Source organism: Moritella marina ATCC 15381, from assembly GCF_008931805.1.
GTDB classification, from domain to species: domain Bacteria; phylum Pseudomonadota; class Gammaproteobacteria; order Enterobacterales; family Moritellaceae; genus Moritella; species Moritella marina.
In genome coordinates this window covers 447,395-465,694 of the sequence record NZ_CP044399.1, presented here as the reverse complement: position 1 = coordinate 465,694, position 18,300 = coordinate 447,395, and the positions used below count along the sequence as shown (strand labels likewise).

The following is an 18,300-nucleotide window of genomic DNA, read 5'->3' as shown; positions in this document are numbered from 1 at the left end:
TTGTTTTATTCTTAATTATTATCAACATAAATACTTCTAATGGTTTTTATTTCAGGTAATGAAAGTACAAATGAGTCAACCAAACTAGGGTCAAAATGTTTACCTGACTCACTTATAATCAAAGCTTCCGCATCTGCTTGTGTCCATGCTTTTTTATATACTCTTTCAGAAGTCAGAGCATCAAAGACATCAGCAATAGCAATGATACGTGCTGGTAATGGTATTTTCTCTCCTTTAATGCCATAAGGATAACCACTACCATCCCACTTTTCATGATGGGCAATCGCAATATCATGTGCCATTTTTAACAGTTCATTATCTTGCGTACCAATAATGCGCGCACCAAACTCAGGATGTTGACGCATAATGAACCATTCATCTGGTGTTAGTTTTCCTGGTTTCTGTAAAATATGATCTGGTACACCGATTTTGCCGATATCATGCATAGGTGCAGCATTAAACAGTAGCTCTACCCACGCTAAATCACAGCCATGTTTGATGGCAATAATTTTGGCGTAATAGCTCATTCTGACAATGTGCATCGCCGTTTCATTGTCTTTAAACTCCGCAGCATGGCCTAGTCTTTTAATAATTCCGTGATTGGATTTAATCAGTTTATCGTTGGCATTGCGCCCTAAAAACAAGGTGTATAACGTCGTAAAAATGGTCAACGTACTCATCACCACTAAAATTAAAATAATGCCTTTCTGAAATTCATAATAGCTTTCGAGGACTTCATTGCTATCCATTTTTGAAACCAATATGGTATTAAGTTCATCGTACCAACTCGTCAGAACATAAGATTCTCGGCCGCGATAATCACCAAAGAGCTCTAAGTAACTCGAACTCGAATGTCGATCTTGCATTATCGTTGATAGCATATGACCACAGTTCATCCCATCCCCTTGTGGGAATCGGCATTTAGATATAATCCTGCCACTATTATTCGTTGCCACTAATTCACCTGACGCGCCAAAATTATACTCAGACATATCAAAATAAATAAATGGTAACTTAGGTATTTGTGTAAATAAGATACCGCTGACACGGCCTTCGACATCGAGGATAGGATAAGAGAAATAAAGGTCGCCGTAGTATATCTCCGATATTTGTGGGACGCTTTTTTTCGGCGGTAAGAATCCTGCACGGCCACTTAATGCGCGTATGAAAGGACTGTTTATCGTTTTGTTAATGTCATTAACAGTAATATCATTGCCTTGCTTTGCTACAACATTGCCTTCTATATTCATGATAAGAAAAGGTATGCGTTCACTGAGGCCAAAGTCGTGATGGCGATTGATTATATTAGTTAACGCCCCCTGAAAATACTCATAAGCAGCTTCATCAGAAAACTTTTCAGCATTGACAAGTCCTTGGTAAACGCGTTGAAAATCTGCGGTTTGGGTGATCTGATTATAAATGGACGCCAATGTTTCTTTCGTTCTATTCATATCACGATTAAAGTCAGAGATATTTTTTTGCAAATATAATTCAACTCTATCTTCAATAATTGTTTTGTTTTTTTCAAGGATGAAATAACCACCAATCACTGTCATCACAATAAATATCGACATAAATGACATAGTGATAAAAATAAATTTCTTCGAACCAAACTCTGCGCGTCTAGAACTGGAAACACTCAATTTTAATAACGCATAAAAAATCAGGTTAATAAAAATCAGTACGAAGAGAAAAAAAACGATAATAAAGCTGGAATCCTGATAATAATTATTATTTTGAGGTAATAATTTAGACTTAAACTCGACATTCAAAGTACCAATCAGTTGTCCTTCATAAACAATTGGTAACAGGTGTCCCGCCATGTAGCCTCTAGAAAAGCCATTAAACGCTTTAATGCTACCATTTGACGAATAACTAAATACCACACCTTTACTGACATCATCAACAATCACTAAATTCACAATATCTTTACGATTACTAATCATCGCTGTCATTATTTTATTCAATTGCTCATAATCCATATTATAAACAAGCGCCGAACTGATTAACGATATTTCTTCTACAACTTCAAATTCGGTATCCAAGGATTCATCTGCTGAGATTGAATTAACAAACAGCACCAGCATTATAACCATAATAGATAATACAAGTAGGATAAGGTGACTCAATCTCTTCAACGAACTACTCATTTAAACCTCTATGCTTTATTATTATATTTGCCATCACACCAGATTTAACCATATTATCGATTGCCGTATTAATGGATGGCAGCAACCCTAAATGCTGATTAGTTAAACGTAATTTAAGTGAAAAGACATGGATACTATCTGTCGCCATCAACCCTGAATTAACCAATTTTGATGCGATAACATCTTCAGGGAAGACAGCAAAATCACAACGCTGGTTTTGCAGTAATTTAAAGATCTGTAATTCTGTTAAAACATCCTGAGATTTAACTTCTTTTCCAGTTGCCAAATTTAATTTAGAAAACCCGAGAACTGAACACGATGTTAATGCATTGAATGTATTGCGATTAATTGGCTTCTGCACACGTTTAGGGTTGTAAACAACCACTTCTGACGACGTCAAAATAGAGCGACTATAAATGCTGTTTTCTAACTCAGCAGGTTCGATTCGCCATTCTTCAGCGATCCCGGGTTCGACATCAAGGCGATAATGATTCATTAAATGCCGAATGCGCGCTTGAGGGAGGAATAGATAACGAAATTCGATCCCAATTTTACGACCAATTTCATCTAAAATATCTATGTATAACCCTTTAGTCGGTTCTGTATCCGTTGGTAATGAATAATACGGCGGACGCCCTTGATTCATTAACCCCACATCTAAAATGTTAGCCACACCCGATGCTTTAGTAGGAAAAAAGATACACATAACAGTTAAATATAAAAAACGTCTCATGTTAATTTTTAATCTCAATATATTATGCTGGCATTGCCGATTCACACGGGATATCACTTAATGAGCCCCTAGGATCTCGAACACTTAAATCGACATTATCTAAAATACGGCACAGAGCTGCAAAATCAGTGATGTAGACACTACTCCTTTCGAGTTCGATATATCCTAAGCTTTCTAACTGCTTTAGCGCTTCATTTACCCGTTGGCGGGCAATACCGATAATCATGCTGATCTGTTGCTGTGAAATGGCAATTTTAGGGATCGCGCCTTTAATTTTCTTTTGGTGCATTGCTAAGTCAATCAGTAAATAACTAATTTTTATTAGTTTATTCTCAGATGAAAGCAGTTGTGATTGACGCCATTTTTGCTGCGAAGCATTCACGACATGGTATAGCCATTTCACCACTTCTAAATCATCATTCATTAAAATATTTAGTTGATGCCGTGGAAAAAAAATTAAATTCAACGGCTCTATTTCGGATAATGAAAACGACACCAAATTATTTTCTACTGATTGACAATCTCCAAACCACTCCTGCTTTCCCATTACCATACTGTTGACTGTTTTTAAATTTTTAGATTGCATACAAATAGCAGCATTACCTTGGTATATATAACAAACACCATCAGAAAATATCTGGCGGTTATCCGTAAATTCCGTTTTACACTGTGCTATTTTAATTAATTTACGTTTGGTATTATTTGACAATGTAGTTGGCCAAATGATTGTTTTGGCGATCTCCAGTTGGATCAATTTATATAACCTTTAATGTTTAATGTTTAATGTTTAATGTTTAATGTGCATGCTTATCCAGCTTCAATTTATAGCGTCTTTATTAAAACGTTTGAAACCAAATACATTGATATTAAGAATTGATTTCACACTAACATTGAAAGTAATATCCTTCTGTCCGCTGGCGGACACAGCGTTTAGACAACAATCGAACAATCATCAATAAAGGCGAGATCATTCCTATAGAGGTAGGTATGTAATAGGAAATAGAGGTGACAATAGTGAAAAGGATATTAGCAGACATAAAAAAACGGCCTCAAACATACATTTGAGGCCGTTGATATTACTCATTTTTGATCATGAGTAACTATTGGTAACCAAAGTCATTATTTATATAAATGATACTCTGAATTTAAACCTTTTATGATACTCACGCACATGACTAACATCAGCAACGCAAACGGGAGTCCTGTCGTTACAACACCCGCTTGTAGAGCTTGTAGCGCATCAGTACCACCGATCCAAAGCATAGTCGCAGCAATTGAACCTTGTATCACAGCCCAGAAAATACGCTGTGGCACAGGCGCATCCACTTTACCGCCCGACGTAATACTGTCAACAACCAGTGATGCAGAGTCTGATGACGTAATAAAGAAGATTAATACCAATACAATCGATAATACTGACAACACTTTACCATACGGTAATACATCGTATACATGAAATAATGATAACGAAATATCAGTCAAACCATTGATGCCAAGCTCACCGACTTTATTCATTACTTGATCGATAGCAATACCACCGAACGTCGCCATCCATATCAACGTCACTAACGTGGGTACAAAAATCACAGCACACAAGAACTCGCGGACTGTACGACCTTTAGAGATACGAGCAATGAACATACCAACGAATGGCCCTAATGAAATCCACCATGCAAAGTAGAATACCGTCCAACCTTGCATCCACGATAGATCACTACGCTCATGCGGGTTACTTAAAGCAACGAAGTTTTCAGCGTAAGCAGTAAAGGTTTCAGGGATCGTCACCATGATCACATCAAAACTAATCATCATTACAAAGATTAATAGTGCAAATGCAAACACCATATTGATGTTACTCAATATTTTAACGCCGCCGTTAATACCACGCATAACAGAGAAGATAGCCACTAAAGTAACAAGTACAATAACAACGAGCTGTAAACCAAGACCACCTTCGGTACCAAATACATGATTGATACCACTCGCCGCTTGCTGTGCACCTAAGCCAAGTGATGTCGCTAACGAGAATAACGTCGCAAGTACAGCCATGATATCAACAATATGACCAGTCCAACCCCATGTACGATCACCAATGATCGGATAAAATACCGAACGAATAGATAGTGGCAAACCTTTGTTAAAAGAAAAGAAAGCCAGAGCTAGTCCAACTACGCCATAAACAGCCCAGCCGTGAATACCCCAGTTATAAACAGTTGCAGCCAACGCTAATGATCTTGCTTCAGCGGTGAATGGTTCAACATTTAATGGCGTTCCCCACCAATTGGTGAAATAAGCGGTTGGTTCAGCTACACCCCAAAACAACAGGCCGATACCCATACCAGCAGCAAATAACATCGTCAACCAAGATAAGGTTGAATGATCTGTTTTAGCTTCTTTACCACCAATTCGGATTTTACCAAACGGCGATATAATCAGTAACATAGTGAAAGCAACAAAGAAGTTGGTTGACCACATAAAGACCACATCAAATTCTGCCATGATGCTGTTTCTAACATTCGTTAGAACTTCTTTTGCTGTAGATGAGTCTACGAAGAGGAGGGCTGAAATGAGTAAGAAGATTAAACCGGCGCTAATACCGAATACAGTATTATGTATATCGAAGCCCCATTTTTGGATGTTATCTTGACCGACTTGGTAGTCCGTGGTCTCAATACTATACTTGTTTAATTGACTATTGTTTAACTGACTATTTTCTAACTGGTTACTTGTTTTAAACGCACTATCCATAAATTATGCTAAGCATATATCCTGCAATACTTTTGATCGAAAAGTAAAAACGAATGGGCCATCGACGAAACATCAATAACACCAATAAATAAAACGCTTCGCAGGGTAGCAACAACCTGACTAAATTTCAAACAAATATACTCAGGCAAAATAATAAGCAATACGTTACACAAAATCCTTATTTTTAACTCGTTGAAATAATGGTACTCCCCCAGAAGGAAAAAGATTCAAGTTAGGAAATAATATATTTACTTCATCTGTTGATGCACCAAACCAAGCCGCTAAACTGGCGTTAACTTGGGTCAACGACGTTGTTGGTAGTAAGCGTCCACTACGATAATCATCCACGCCACCACGTAACATGACCGGCCACTTTCCATATAATCCGCCCTGCACTGCCCCACCAATAACGAATTGATGTGAACCCCAACCATGATCAGTGCCACTGCCATTGCTAGTTAAAGTCCGCCCAAAATCAGAAGCAGTAAATGTAGTAACTTGCTGAGTTAACGCTAAAAACGCAAGGGCCTGTTGAAAACTGCTTATGGCACGGCTTAGCGCTGTCAGTAACAGCGGCTGCTTATCAATCTGTCCGGCATGGGTATCAAAACCGCCTAGCTCGACCATAAATACTTGCCGTTGCATGCCTAAACTTTCACGTAACAAAATAGTTTGCGCCACCGCGGCCAATTGCCGAGATAATTTATCCTCATCAAAAAAAGCATCAATTTTGGCTAATGCTTTACTATTTTTAGCCCACAATTGTGTTAATACAGTGGCAAGGTCTTGCGCTGAGGTTAATTTACCGCGCATAACGTGAATTAATACATCATCACTGGGTAAGGACTGTAAAGCTTGTACGGTTGTGGTTCTAGCCTGCTGTCTTTTATTGCCCTTCTCATCTAATCCGATAATTTTACCCGGCTTGCCGGGGGCTAATACCGCGCCCATTGAATCTTGACCACGCAACCACTGATTCGTGCCGTGGAAAGAAATGCCCATAGGTAAAACTGCGCTTATTCCCCCCTGTTTTAAACCACCTTTTGAATCATATTTTAGACTAGCCAGCTCGGTCATATTTCCAGCCCAACCAGTTGTCACATTGTTGTCACCAATGCCGGAATACACCGCTTTACGTTGTTGGTTATGGGCAAATAAAAAGGCTGGCTTACGTTTCCGATTGTGTTTAAATTCGTCACGATTACCCGGTTCAATCAGTACCCCTGTATTCGCGATAACAGCGACTTGTTTATCTACCGTTAACGCGTGTAATCCTTCCATACCCGGATGAAAATTTAGCGCATGCTGCTGCCCAGCAAGATCACGTAGCATGATAGGTAATAGCTGTTTACTGTAACGAACATCGCCCTTATTCGCCAAGTATTGCGGGTTATTCACATAATTTGGTACAGCCAATGTTTGACGCGTATGCAGGTAATTGTGGTATTCAGGATGTGCCTTATCAGGAAACACCATATTGAAAGCATCATTGCCGCCATTGAGCATGATACAAACAAGCCCCTTGTAATCCCTTGCGACATGTTGTTTGTCCGCAATGGCTTGCAATGCCTGCAACGGATTCGATTGCAGTAATGCCGTTGATGCGCCGAGTAATCCAAATGCTTTAAGTATTTCCCTGCGTAAAACCATGGTGATAATTCCTAAGGCTGGACGGCGTAATCAGCAGAGCTGACAATTAAGTAAATGGCTTCTTTCAACTGCCTTTTGGGATCTTTAATATCACTCAAATGTGACAGTAATTGCGCCTTAAATACAGGTGTCATTTTTCCGGCTAATAATAATTGGTCAAGATATGCCAACATATCAACGCTGTTACCTGCAAGCCCTAACGGCTCAGCCAGATCTAAATCAAAACTGGCTTTGTTTGACATGGTTTGTTTAAACATTAACGAGAGTTGCTTGATGATAAGCGGATCAACCATAATCTGTGATTCAGGCGAGACAGTCGTCATTTGTTGGTTAGCGGGTATGCCACTCAATGAGTCATCATTCGTCAGACCTCTTTCTTGAACATGATCTTGATCGCTACCTTGAACATAACCCTGAAAATCGTCTTGAATATCTGCTTGATAATTCGCTTCAAAATCTGGCTGATAGAAATTAAATACTGAATCAGCACGCATCGCGCCTTGCCCAAATGTACTACTCAATTGGCGTAATTGATAATGTTCTGACTTTGGCGTTGCTGAAAACGCGCGCAAGAAGCCGATATAATTCAACAAGGGTTCTTTTAATTTTGACGCTGGAGACGTGAGCGGCGTCTGGGCATCAACATCGAGTAAAATAGCCTGTACTACAGCGCCTAAATCACCACGCACACCCGCACCATTATCATTGAAAACTGTCGCAATACGTTTAATATATTCGGGAGACGGATTAGATGAGACCAAACGTTGGATCAATTGACGACTGATAAAAGGGCCGACGTTAGGGTGGTGAAACAACAGATCTAAACTGGCAGATAATTCTTTATCCGCTTTCATACCCGCTTTAATTAATTGACCAAATAAGTGCTTTTCGTTGTAGTCATGTTGCTTTGGTGACAGTTCCATAAAGGTATCGTAACGACCAGTACGGCGATTTCCATAACGCTTGTTTTCAACCAGATCCCAACCGGTAAATACCCGCGCCAGATTTTCCACATCTGCTTGTTGATAGCTTGGTAGTTTATTGCCCTGCTTATCTAAAATAGCTTGTCCGCTGATATCTAATTGATACAAACCAATGCTGAATAATTGCATCACTTCACGGGCATAATTTTCATCGGGAAAGGTGTTCTTATTAAGGTTGGCTTTACGATTACCTTGCATCGACAGGTAAACACCCATTGCCGGTGACAAAGTGACATCTTGCAATAAATCGCGATAGTTACCAAAACTGTGTTTGACTAATAAATCGTAATACCAAGCCAAGCCATCGCCATATTTAGCCAGTGGCGGCTCTTTGCTTGATACCACTAATATCTGCGATAAAGCGAATGCCACACGCTGGCGTAGTTGATCTTTAGCCGTGATGGCATGCTCCAACCAAACTGATTCTTGCGCTTTTAAACAAGCGCGAGGATTCGATGATTTGTTGTTCTCCACCTTACTCGTATTCGCACTGTCAGAGCCATCGACTATATTCGTTGTAGGGGTAATCGAACCATCACAGTATTGCGTCGTTAAAGGATAATGCCAGCTTGGTGCTAATTGCATCTGCGTCGCGATCCATTGCTGACGTGTGACTTGTTGCGCATTTAATAGGGTTTCAGGCGTAGGCCCAAAACTGCCTTGGTATAATAATTTCGCAGCGGCATTGGTGGCTAACGGCGACATCTTCATCGCCAGTGACGTGTTATAACCATCTGCAGCTGACGCAATGGTAGTGGTACTACTCGCAATAGCTGGGGTTAAATTTAAATACGCTAACAAAGCACAACTGATACCGTTCACAAATAAAGATTTACTCATCCTAGATCACATCCTTAAAAACGGTGACCCTTGAATATATGCTTATTTTGTTTTCACGACAGTGATCTATGTCTCACTGATAAGCAGATCTTGCAGACTTGATTATGCTAACTTTATCCCCCATATATCTTTCATAAACACTATTTATACCGATACGCAATTTGATGGAGTTAATCAGTGCAGAATTATATCCTTGACCTTACCAGTGAAAATTTTCAAGAGATCTTGCTACAAGGCAAATACTCACAACCAATTGTCATTGATTTCTGGTCTGAACGCGCACCAGAAAACCAAGTCAGTGCGCGCCTATTAAACATAGCGCAAAGCTTAAATGGCGAAATTATACTGGCACGACTTAATTGCGACCGTCACCCTGAATTAGTACAACAGTTTGGTATTAAAACCTTACCAACCGTGGCTATTTTTAAAGATGGTAAACCTGTTGATAGCTTTGTGGGCGAGCAAGAAGAAGCGGCGATCCGTGAAATCATCAGCCGTCATTTACCAAAGCAAGAGCAAGTATTGCTACAACAAGCACAAATGCTATTAATGGATAGCAAGTTTGCTGAAGCCGTGCCATTAATCGGCCAAGCTTACGAGCTAGCACCTGATAATACAGATATCAAAATTGCTTATGCGCAAGCACTGCTTGGCTCACACCAAGTAGAAGCGGCTGAAGCACTGCTAGATACCTTTGCTGAAGCAGAACAACAAAGTCACCAATATCAAACACTCCGTTCGCATTTAGACACGGCAAAAAAATCAGCGGAAACGCCTGAGATAGTGGCATTAACGGCTGCGCATCAAGCAAACCCTGATGATTTACAAATTACCTATGATCTGGCTATACAGCTGCAGATCGCTAACAAACATAATGATGCAATGGCACTGTTATACAAGATCTTAACTACCGAGTATGATTTCTTAGAAGGTGGCGCAAGAAAGGTTTATTTAGAATTATTATCAGTGATGACAGATGCAGCCGTTGTGGCTGATTACCGTCGTAAGCTGTATACCTTGATGTATTAACTTTCAGCTCAATTATTTCACTTAATTATTCAAGCGAATAAGTTAATCATAAACCTGAGAATCATACTCAGGTTTTTTTATTGTTTATTTTTATTCAAATACGCTCGTTATGCATAAACAGGATGATCGTAATGATTACCTTCATCTGTATAAGCCGTGACCATCACGTCAGCAACGAGTCCTGTCTCAGCTTGCACTTGCGTCTCGAAAAAATGCTGGATCTGTTTTCTGTTGCCATGCGCAGTCCAAGCCTCAGCATTTTCCCAAATTTCGTTAAACACAATTGAGTATTCATTGTTAGTGGCACTTGGATGGCTAATTTGACGAGTCAGCATATATTGAATACAACCTTCCTCGCGGTATGAATCCGGTTCTAATGCTTTTAATATTTCAAACAACTCATCTTGTTTGCCTGCCTTTGGTTTGAATTGCGCTAAAACGTATACTCGGTTTGTCATAACTGTTTCCTTTTAGTTTATAAGTTAAATAATATTAGAATAAATTAAATGCTATTAGATAAGATTGGCGCATTAGCACTAATAATCCGACGTCATTGAAATCAACACAAACCACTGAAAGTGTAGTTATTTAGTTAATGAATAGTTACTATACACCCTGTCAATAGCAATATTAACTACTAATGCATCGTTATTAGAGGATAGCTATGCACATCACAAATAATGACAAAGTGGTATGATTTCAGGTGTTTTGATGTAAATTACAGTTGCTAGTGCGGTTTATATGGTATTATGGAGAAAGTAGATACGGAGCATCTGCTAGGATAACAGCTGTTGCGATTTCTGCAACCTAGCTATAACATTTATCAATCCCCCTAGGATCTACGTTTATTTTAGACACTAGGTCAGATGTTCCTAATTTTAGCAGGGGGACCATATGCTAGTAATCCAGGGAATAATATGTCTGACGAAAATTCAAAGATTATTTACACTTTAACGGACGAAGCGCCGTTATTGGCGACTTACTCACTTCTACCGATCGTAGAAAAATTCACTTCAGCTGCTAGTATCGATGTAGTTAAAAGTGATATCTCGGTTGCAGCCAGAATCCTGGCCGAATTTCCAGATTACTTAACTGAAGAACAACAGTTACCAGATAACCTCAGTGAGCTAGGCCGTCTGACGCAAGACGCAAGCACTAACATTATTAAACTGCCAAATATCAGTGCATCTGTACCACAGCTGCAAGCAGCGATTAGTGAATTGCAATCTCAAGGTTTCAACATTCCGAACCTGCCAGAAAATCCACAATCTGAAGAAGAAAAAGTGTTGTTACAGCGCTATTCTAAAGCCCTAGGTAGTGCTGTAAACCCAGTACTTCGTGAAGGTAATTCAGATCGTCGCGCACCAAAAGCAGTTAAAAATTTCGCCCGTAAACACCCGCATTCGATGGGTAAATGGAGCCAAGCGTCACAAACTCACGTAGCACATATGCGTGAAGGCGACTTCTACCATGGCGAAAAATCAATGACACTAGACCAAGCTCGTAACGTGAGAATGAAACTGGTTGCAGAAAACGGCGAAACAACGATCCTTAAAGATAATATCGCATTACTTGATGGCGAAATTATCGATAGCATGTTTATGAGCAAAACCGCACTGTGCGAATTTTATGAGCAAGAAATGCAAGATGCTTATGAAACGGGCATGATGTTCTCATTACACGTAAAAGCAACCATGATGAAAGTATCTCATCCGATCGTGTTCGGTCACGCGGTAAGAATTTTCTACAAAGACGCATTTGCTAAACATGACGAACTATTCAAAAAACTAGGCGTTAATGTAAATAATGGCTTGTCTAACCTTTACGAAAAAATAGAAGGTTTACCAAGCTCGCAACGCGAAGAGATCCGTCGTGATTTACATGCTTGTCACGCAAACCGCCCTGAATTAGCAATGGTTGATTCTGATAAGGGTATCTCAAATTTACACGCGCCGAATGACGTTATTGTTGATGCATCTATGCCAGCAATGATCCGTAGTGGCGGTAAAATGTGGGGTGCAGATGGTCGTCCTAAAGACACCAAAGCCGTGATCCCTGAATCAACATTTGCCCGTATTTACCAAGAAATCATCGCCTTTTGTAAAACCAACGGTGCATTTGATCCAGTGACTATGGGTAGCGTACCAAACGTAGGCCTAATGGCACAAAAAGCCGAAGAATACGGCTCACACGATAAAACATTCGAAGCATCAGTTACTGGCGAAGCGCGTATCGTTGACATCGATACAGGCGAAGTGCTAATGACTCAAGATGTTGAGCAAGACGACATCTGGCGTATGTGCCAAGTGAAAGATGCGCCAATCCGCGACTGGGTTAAATTATCAGTAGCACGTGCAAGAGATTCTGACACTCCGGTTGTATTCTGGCTTGACCCTTATCGCCCTCATGAAAACGAACTGATCATTAAGGTAAATGAATATCTTAAAGAGCATGATACTGAAGGACTAGACATCCAAATCATGTCACAAGTACGTGCGATGCGTTACACCCTAGAACGTGTAGCGCGTGGGCTAGATACCATTTCTGCAACGGGTAACATTCTACGTGATTACCTGACAGATCTATTCCCTATTATGGAATTAGGTACCAGTGCGAAAATGTTATCTATCGTACCATTAATGGCTGGCGGTGGCTTATTTGAAACTGGTGCCGGTGGTTCAGCACCAAAACACGTACAACAACTTGTAGAAGAAAACCACTTACGTTGGGACTCACTCGGTGAATTCTTAGCATTAACGGTTTCTTTAGAAGATGTGGCTAAAAAGACGAATAGCATTAAAGCCAAAGTACTGGCAACAACACTAGATCAAGCAACAGAAATGCTACTTGATAACGGTAAATCGCCATCACGCCGTACTGGTGAACTAGATAACCGTGGTAGTCACTTCTACTTATCTCTGTACTGGGCTAAATGTCTAACAGAGCAAACTGAAGATGCTGAGCTTGCAGCACAGTTTACATCGCTTGCAGCGAGTCTTGCTGAAAATGAACTGCAAATTGTTGAAGAGCTAAACTCAGCACAAGGTAAAGCAGTTGATATTGGTGGTTACTTCAACGCAGATCCTGCGAAAATGGAAGCGATCATGCGCCCAAGTGAAACATTCAATGCATTATTGAAAACAGCACTGAGCTAATACCTGAGTTTAGTGATCAAGCCCGCAACAGAGAAATCTGTTGCGGGCTTTTTATTAATGACGTTAATTAGCGAATAATAGTTTAATCACAATTACCCAATAAGAAATGCAACCTTGCTAATACTGAATCCAAATTCTATTATCTGCGCACTAATCCCCTGATATACTCTACCTACTCCATGGTAACTAGCATTTTATTTTTTAAAGCGTGACTTTTAAATAGAACAACATGGATAAAATGACGTAAAATAAAGTATTACACAGACCTAAGCTAAACCGCGTAATACTGATGACCAGTAGCGTAAATAACAAGGTAGATAAGTGAAATTTAGAACCGATTTAAATGGCTTAAGAGCAATCGCACTGATTGCAGTGGTATTGTTCCATTTTAATCCGAGCATTGCGCCCGGAGGCTTTGCTGGTGTCGATATTTTCTTTGTTATCTCCGGTTTCTTAATGACAGGCATTATCTTTAAGGGCTTAAATACCGACACATTAAACCTCGCTGAATTTTATTTATGCAGAGCTAACCGCATCATTCCTCCGCTTGCCCTATTGTGCTTTACCTTGTTGCTATTTGGTTGGTTTTTATTGCCGCCGATGGATTATTCAAACTTAGGTAAGCATGTCGCCAGCAGTATTACCTTTCTGTCCAACATTACCTATTTTTATGAAGCTGACTATTTTGATGCTGGCGCTTATGAGAAATGGCTACTACATACATGGTCGCTATCGGTTGAATGGCAGTTCTATATTATTTACCCGATTATTCTGCTGTTTTTAAAACATTATTTTTCACTTGAATCATTAAAACGTCTATTAATCGTCGGTACTGTTGTAGGGTTTATATTCTGTACTATCGCGACGGACCTATGGCCGACATTCGCTTATTTTTCCTTGCCAACACGAGCATGGGAGATGTTAATCGGTGGCGTCGCCTACTTCTATCCTTTAAAGCTAAAAGAAAACCAAAAAAGACTGCTCGAAGCTATCGGTATGACGTTAATGTTACTCTCATTCACGTTAACCTCAAAAATGACCCCTTGGCCTGGTTATGTGGCTTGCGTACCCGTATTTGGCACCTACCTGATCTTATTAAGTAACCGAGAAACAAGTTTACTCACTAACAACAGAGTATTTCAAACTCTAGGTAAATGGTCATATTCCATTTACCTTTGGCACTGGCCGATTGCTGTCTACGGCGTTTATTTTCAAATCGATAACTGGCTCCCAATAGGTCTAGCATTATCAGTAATTTTTGGTGCTATAAGCTATTACCTGGTTGAAAATAATCAGTTTAAAAAAAGAAAACAAACACTCATTTTTACCCTCGTTGTTACATTTGTATCTGTTGGTTTTTATAAATCAATCCCCTTCATGTTGTACCACATATCTGGGATGCCAAAATACATTATTGAAGCGAATTTAAATCAATCAGACAAAGGTGAGTTGTATACCTGGCAAATGATGAATACGCTGAAAAACAATAAGATTGATGATAAAAAGTTAAATGTTATGTTCATCGGCGACTCTCAATCGGCAGACTTTGTTAATGTGATTAATGAGAAAGTAAGCGTCACCAATAATGAGCGTATTAATTTCATGGCACAAAAAATATCAGCTAAATGTGGCGTATTTTATCACTTACCTCAGCCATTAAACCTCCTCTACGATAGGATCAATCTGTCTGAAAATATCGGTGAAAAAAGATTACTAAAATGCGCGGCAAGGATCAGAAAAATAACCGCCGATACACGTTTACTCCATGCTGATTTTATTTTTATTGCAATGAATTGGCGGAACTGGTCTTTGGATTATAACCTCAAAGCTATTAAACAAATAAAACAGAAAAACCCACAAGCTAAAATAGTGATTATCGGCAATAAAGGGATGAGCAAACCCCTGCCCATTATGATGGTTAATGCCTTTAATGATGAGCAAGCGGTAAGCGAACGCGTTTTTAATTTATTGCCTAGTAGTAACATTAAAAACAATCGTTTCTTCAGTGAGCATCAAGGGCCTGATTATCAATTTATCAACATGACTTATGCATTTTGTCCGGTTAAAAAATGTAACGTCGTCGATAAAAATGGTCTACCGTTTTTCTATGATGAAGTGCATACCACTAAACAAGGTGCCATGTATCTTTCTGATAGGCTTAAACCAATATTGCCGCCTGAATTTTATTCCCCCTAAGCAAGTCTATTTTTAGTTATTTAATCCAATATTGTAGCGGCTGGTGACATTTGCCACGATTCATCACCTTCGTATTTACAGGCCTGAATATTAAATTACCCTATAAATAGATCTTCAAAATTTGCTACAATCGTCTTATAAGCATCTTAATTATTAGCGATATCATGTCAAAAGTAGCACCAGCAAAGCCTAAACTAACTCTAGGTCGCAAAAAAAATCCATCAGGCCAGAGTAAAAAAAGCCAAATTAGCTATACCAACACAGTTAAGCCGCGTGGAAAAAGCAATCGCCCACAACATAGCAAGCCTAAAGAAGCTGGTCCAACGCAAGTTTACGTATTCAACAAGCCGTATATGGTGTTAACCCAGTTTACCGATGCTGATAATCGTGAAACCTTAAAAAACTATATCAAGGTGCCGGATATTTATGCCGCAGGTCGCTTAGATCGTGACAGTGAAGGTTTATTACTGCTAACCAACAATGGTCGCTTACAAGCAAAATTAACGCAACCAGGTGAGAAGACTGAAAAAACCTATTGGGTACAAGTTGAAGGTGAACCCAGCCCTGAAAAACTCAATGATTTACGCTACGGTATCATCTTAAAAGACGGCCCGACATTACCCGCTAAAGTTGAAATAATGACCGAGCCAGCAGTGTGGCCACGGGTACCACCAATCCGCGAACGTCAAAACATTCCCACAACCTGGTTAGCAATCACCATTGTTGAAGGGCGCAATCGTCAAGTGCGCCGTATGACAGCACATATTGGCCATCCGACATTACGTTTAATCCGCTACAGCATTGGTCCTTGGACACTGGATAACATCCAACCAGGAGAGCTAGTTGAAAGCAGTATTAACATGATGAATTAAGGCCAAAGCCTGTTTTTGCGTTGGTCTTCATGGTAAAATTCGCGCCATTGAAATTTGGTCATCAGCGAAGGGCGAATAACCTGACGAAGAACGCCGATTTCAACAATATATTTAATACATTAGCAAAAAAGCCTTTAACTTTATTTGCATTACTACAAGAGTAATTAAAAGGTCCTATGACAAATACTACAATCGACGCAAGTACTAAAGCATTGAACAGTACTAAAAAAGTAATCGTTGGCATGTCCGGCGGTGTTGACTCATCTGTATCTGCTTACCTGCTACAACAGCAAGGTTATCAAGTAGAAGGCCTGTTCATGAAGAACTGGGAAGATGACGATAATGATGAATATTGTGCCGCTGCTGAGGATCTAGCAGACGCACAAGCAGTATGTGATAAATTAGGTATCGAATTACACGCTATTAATTTCTCTGCCGAATACTGGGATAACGTGTTTGAATACTTCCTTGCTGAATACAAAGCAGGGCGTACGCCAAACCCAGATATTCTTTGTAACAAAGAAATCAAATTTAAAGCATTTCTGCAGTTTGCATCAGAGGTACTTTCTGCTGACTATATCGCTATGGGTCACTATGTTAGTCGTCGCGAAAAAGCCGATGGCACATTTGAAATGCTACGTGGCTTAGACAGCAATAAAGACCAAAGCTATTTCCTTTACACATTAGATCATGTGCAAGTTTCTCGCTCGTTGTTCCCAGTGGGTGAATTAGAAAAACCTGAAGTACGTCGTATTGCTGAAGAACAAGACTTGATCACTGCAAACAAAAAAGACAGTACCGGTATCTGCTTTATCGGTGAGCGTAAATTCACTGAATTCCTAAGTAAATACTTACCTGCACAACCGGGTAAAATTGAAAGTGTTGATGGCGAAGAAATTGGTGAACACCAAGGCCTGATGTACCACACACTCGGTCAACGTAAAGGCCTGCATATCGGCGGCATGAAAAACAACAACAGCCAAGAACCTTGGTACGTTGTTGATAAAGATATGAAGCGTAACGTATTGCTTGTGGCACAAGGTCACAATCACCCACGTTTATTCTCGGAAGGTTTAATGGCATCGCAACTCCATTGGGTTAGCCGCGAACCACTAACACAGCCGTTACGTTGTACTGTAAAAACACGTTACCGCCAGACTGACGTACCTTGTTTAGTGACTCCAATCGGCGAAGACCAAATTGAAGTAACTTTTGATAAACCCGAACTTGCTGTTACACCAGGTCAATCAGCGGTATTTTACCTTGATGACGTATGCCTAGGTGGCGCAATCATCGATGTTCAAATTAGGGGCTAATAGTGTCAACTAACTTCCAAGAATCAAATATAGCCTTTGCTGGCGTTTGTCAGGCTGCAGCACTCGTGCATCAGCTTGCAACAACTGGCAATTGTGATGAAACACAATTAAGTAATACCTTACGTTGTGTGATTGTGACAGACCCGAGTCAAACGATTGAGGTTTATGGCGATTACGCGAACCTAGAATTAGGCTACAAAACCCTCATTGCTCAGTTAAGTAATACCTCTAAAGGCCCTGATAGCGCCTTAACCCGCTACATGATCGGCTTAGTTGCCTTAGAGCGTAAGCTGGCTAAACGCAATGATATTCTTGGTATGTTAGGTGAACGCATCTCACAAGTTAAACGTCAAACTCATCATTACGAGTTAACGGATGCGCAAATTTTAAGTAATATGGCGTCAATCTATGTGGATTTAATCAGTCCACTTGGCACCAAGATCCAAATTGCAGGAACAGCAAGTTTCCTACAACAAACATTGGTGAGAGATAAGATCCGTGCATTACTATTTGCCGGTATTCGCTCAGCAGTGTTGTGGCGACAAACAGGCGGTCAACGTCGCCAAGTAGTTTTCAATCGTAAACACATGGTAGAGCAAGCAAAGCAACAATTAGCTCGAATTTAACC

13 protein-coding genes are annotated in these 18,300 nt (G+C 40.0%); 6 read left to right on the top strand and 7 right to left on the bottom strand.

Features of this window, described 5'->3' with window-relative positions; translation table 11 throughout:
• Window positions 1-11: 11 nt before the first annotated feature.
• The 6 genes from FR932_RS02250 to FR932_RS02225 form a co-directional block, all read right to left on the bottom strand.
• Entirely contained in the window at window positions 12-2,150 is a 2,139-nt protein-coding gene (locus FR932_RS02250) for an HD domain-containing phosphohydrolase (protein ID WP_240532419.1), read from the bottom strand.
• The gene (locus FR932_RS02245; RefSeq protein ID WP_240532418.1) at window positions 2,143-2,823 is read right to left on the bottom strand and encodes a transporter substrate-binding domain-containing protein; all 681 of its coding nucleotides are present in this window, start codon (window positions 2,821-2,823) and stop codon (window positions 2,143-2,145) included. Before FR932_RS02245 ends, FR932_RS02250 begins: the two co-directional genes overlap by 8 nt.
• Before the next feature lie 82 nt (window positions 2,824-2,905).
• Window positions 2,906-3,637 carry a Crp/Fnr family transcriptional regulator gene (locus tag FR932_RS02240; RefSeq protein WP_019441965.1) on the bottom strand — a complete coding sequence of 244 codons (732 nt, stop codon included), beginning with the start codon at window positions 3,635-3,637 and terminating at the stop codon, window positions 2,906-2,908.
• Window positions 3,638-4,002: 365 nt separating this feature from the next.
• The gene (locus FR932_RS02235; protein ID WP_019441964.1) at window positions 4,003-5,631 is read right to left on the bottom strand and encodes a BCCT family transporter; all 1,629 of its coding nucleotides are present in this window, start codon (window positions 5,629-5,631) and stop codon (window positions 4,003-4,005) included.
• A gap of 165 nt (window positions 5,632-5,796) precedes the next feature.
• Entirely contained in the window at window positions 5,797-7,281 is a 1,485-nt protein-coding gene (locus tag FR932_RS02230; protein WP_019441963.1) for a DUF1501 domain-containing protein, read from the bottom strand.
• 11 nt (window positions 7,282-7,292) lie between these two features.
• Entirely contained in the window at window positions 7,293-9,104 is a 1,812-nt protein-coding gene (locus tag FR932_RS02225) for a DUF1800 domain-containing protein (RefSeq protein ID WP_019441962.1), read from the bottom strand.
• A gap of 177 nt (window positions 9,105-9,281) precedes the next feature.
• On the opposite strand from FR932_RS02225, the gene FR932_RS02220 reads away from it, so the two are divergent.
• Complete coding sequence (locus tag FR932_RS02220; RefSeq protein ID WP_019441961.1) at window positions 9,282-10,133, top strand: tetratricopeptide repeat protein; 852 nt, start codon at window positions 9,282-9,284, stop codon at window positions 10,131-10,133.
• Between the two features lie 107 nt (window positions 10,134-10,240).
• Here FR932_RS02220 and FR932_RS02215 read toward each other — a convergent pair whose 3' ends face one another.
• The gene (locus tag FR932_RS02215) at window positions 10,241-10,591 is read right to left on the bottom strand and encodes a putative quinol monooxygenase (protein WP_019441960.1); all 351 of its coding nucleotides are present in this window, start codon (window positions 10,589-10,591) and stop codon (window positions 10,241-10,243) included.
• 459 nt (window positions 10,592-11,050) lie between these two features.
• On the opposite strand from FR932_RS02215, the gene FR932_RS02210 reads away from it, so the two are divergent.
• The 5 genes from FR932_RS02210 (at window position 11,051) to hflD (ending at window position 18,298) form a co-directional block, all read left to right on the top strand.
• Window positions 11,051-13,288 (top strand): NADP-dependent isocitrate dehydrogenase, encoded by a 2,238-nt coding sequence (locus FR932_RS02210; protein ID WP_019441959.1) that lies wholly within the window; start codon window positions 11,051-11,053, stop codon window positions 13,286-13,288.
• Window positions 13,289-13,609: 321 nt separating this feature from the next.
• A complete protein-coding gene (locus FR932_RS02205) occupies window positions 13,610-15,484 on the top strand; it encodes an acyltransferase family protein (protein WP_019441958.1) in 1,875 nt (624 codons plus the stop codon).
• A 164-nt stretch (window positions 15,485-15,648) separates the two neighbouring features.
• Window positions 15,649-16,356: a pseudouridine synthase gene (locus FR932_RS02200; RefSeq protein WP_019441957.1), complete on the top strand. Its 708-nt coding sequence runs from the start codon at window positions 15,649-15,651 to the stop codon at window positions 16,354-16,356.
• A gap of 176 nt (window positions 16,357-16,532) precedes the next feature.
• Complete coding sequence (gene mnmA, locus FR932_RS02195; protein WP_019441956.1) at window positions 16,533-17,672, top strand: tRNA 2-thiouridine(34) synthase MnmA; 1,140 nt, start codon at window positions 16,533-16,535, stop codon at window positions 17,670-17,672.
• Window positions 17,673-17,674: 2 nt separating this feature from the next.
• The gene (gene hflD, locus FR932_RS02190; protein WP_019441955.1) at window positions 17,675-18,298 is read left to right on the top strand and encodes a high frequency lysogenization protein HflD; all 624 of its coding nucleotides are present in this window, start codon (window positions 17,675-17,677) and stop codon (window positions 18,296-18,298) included.
• Window positions 18,299-18,300: the final 2 nt, after the last annotated feature.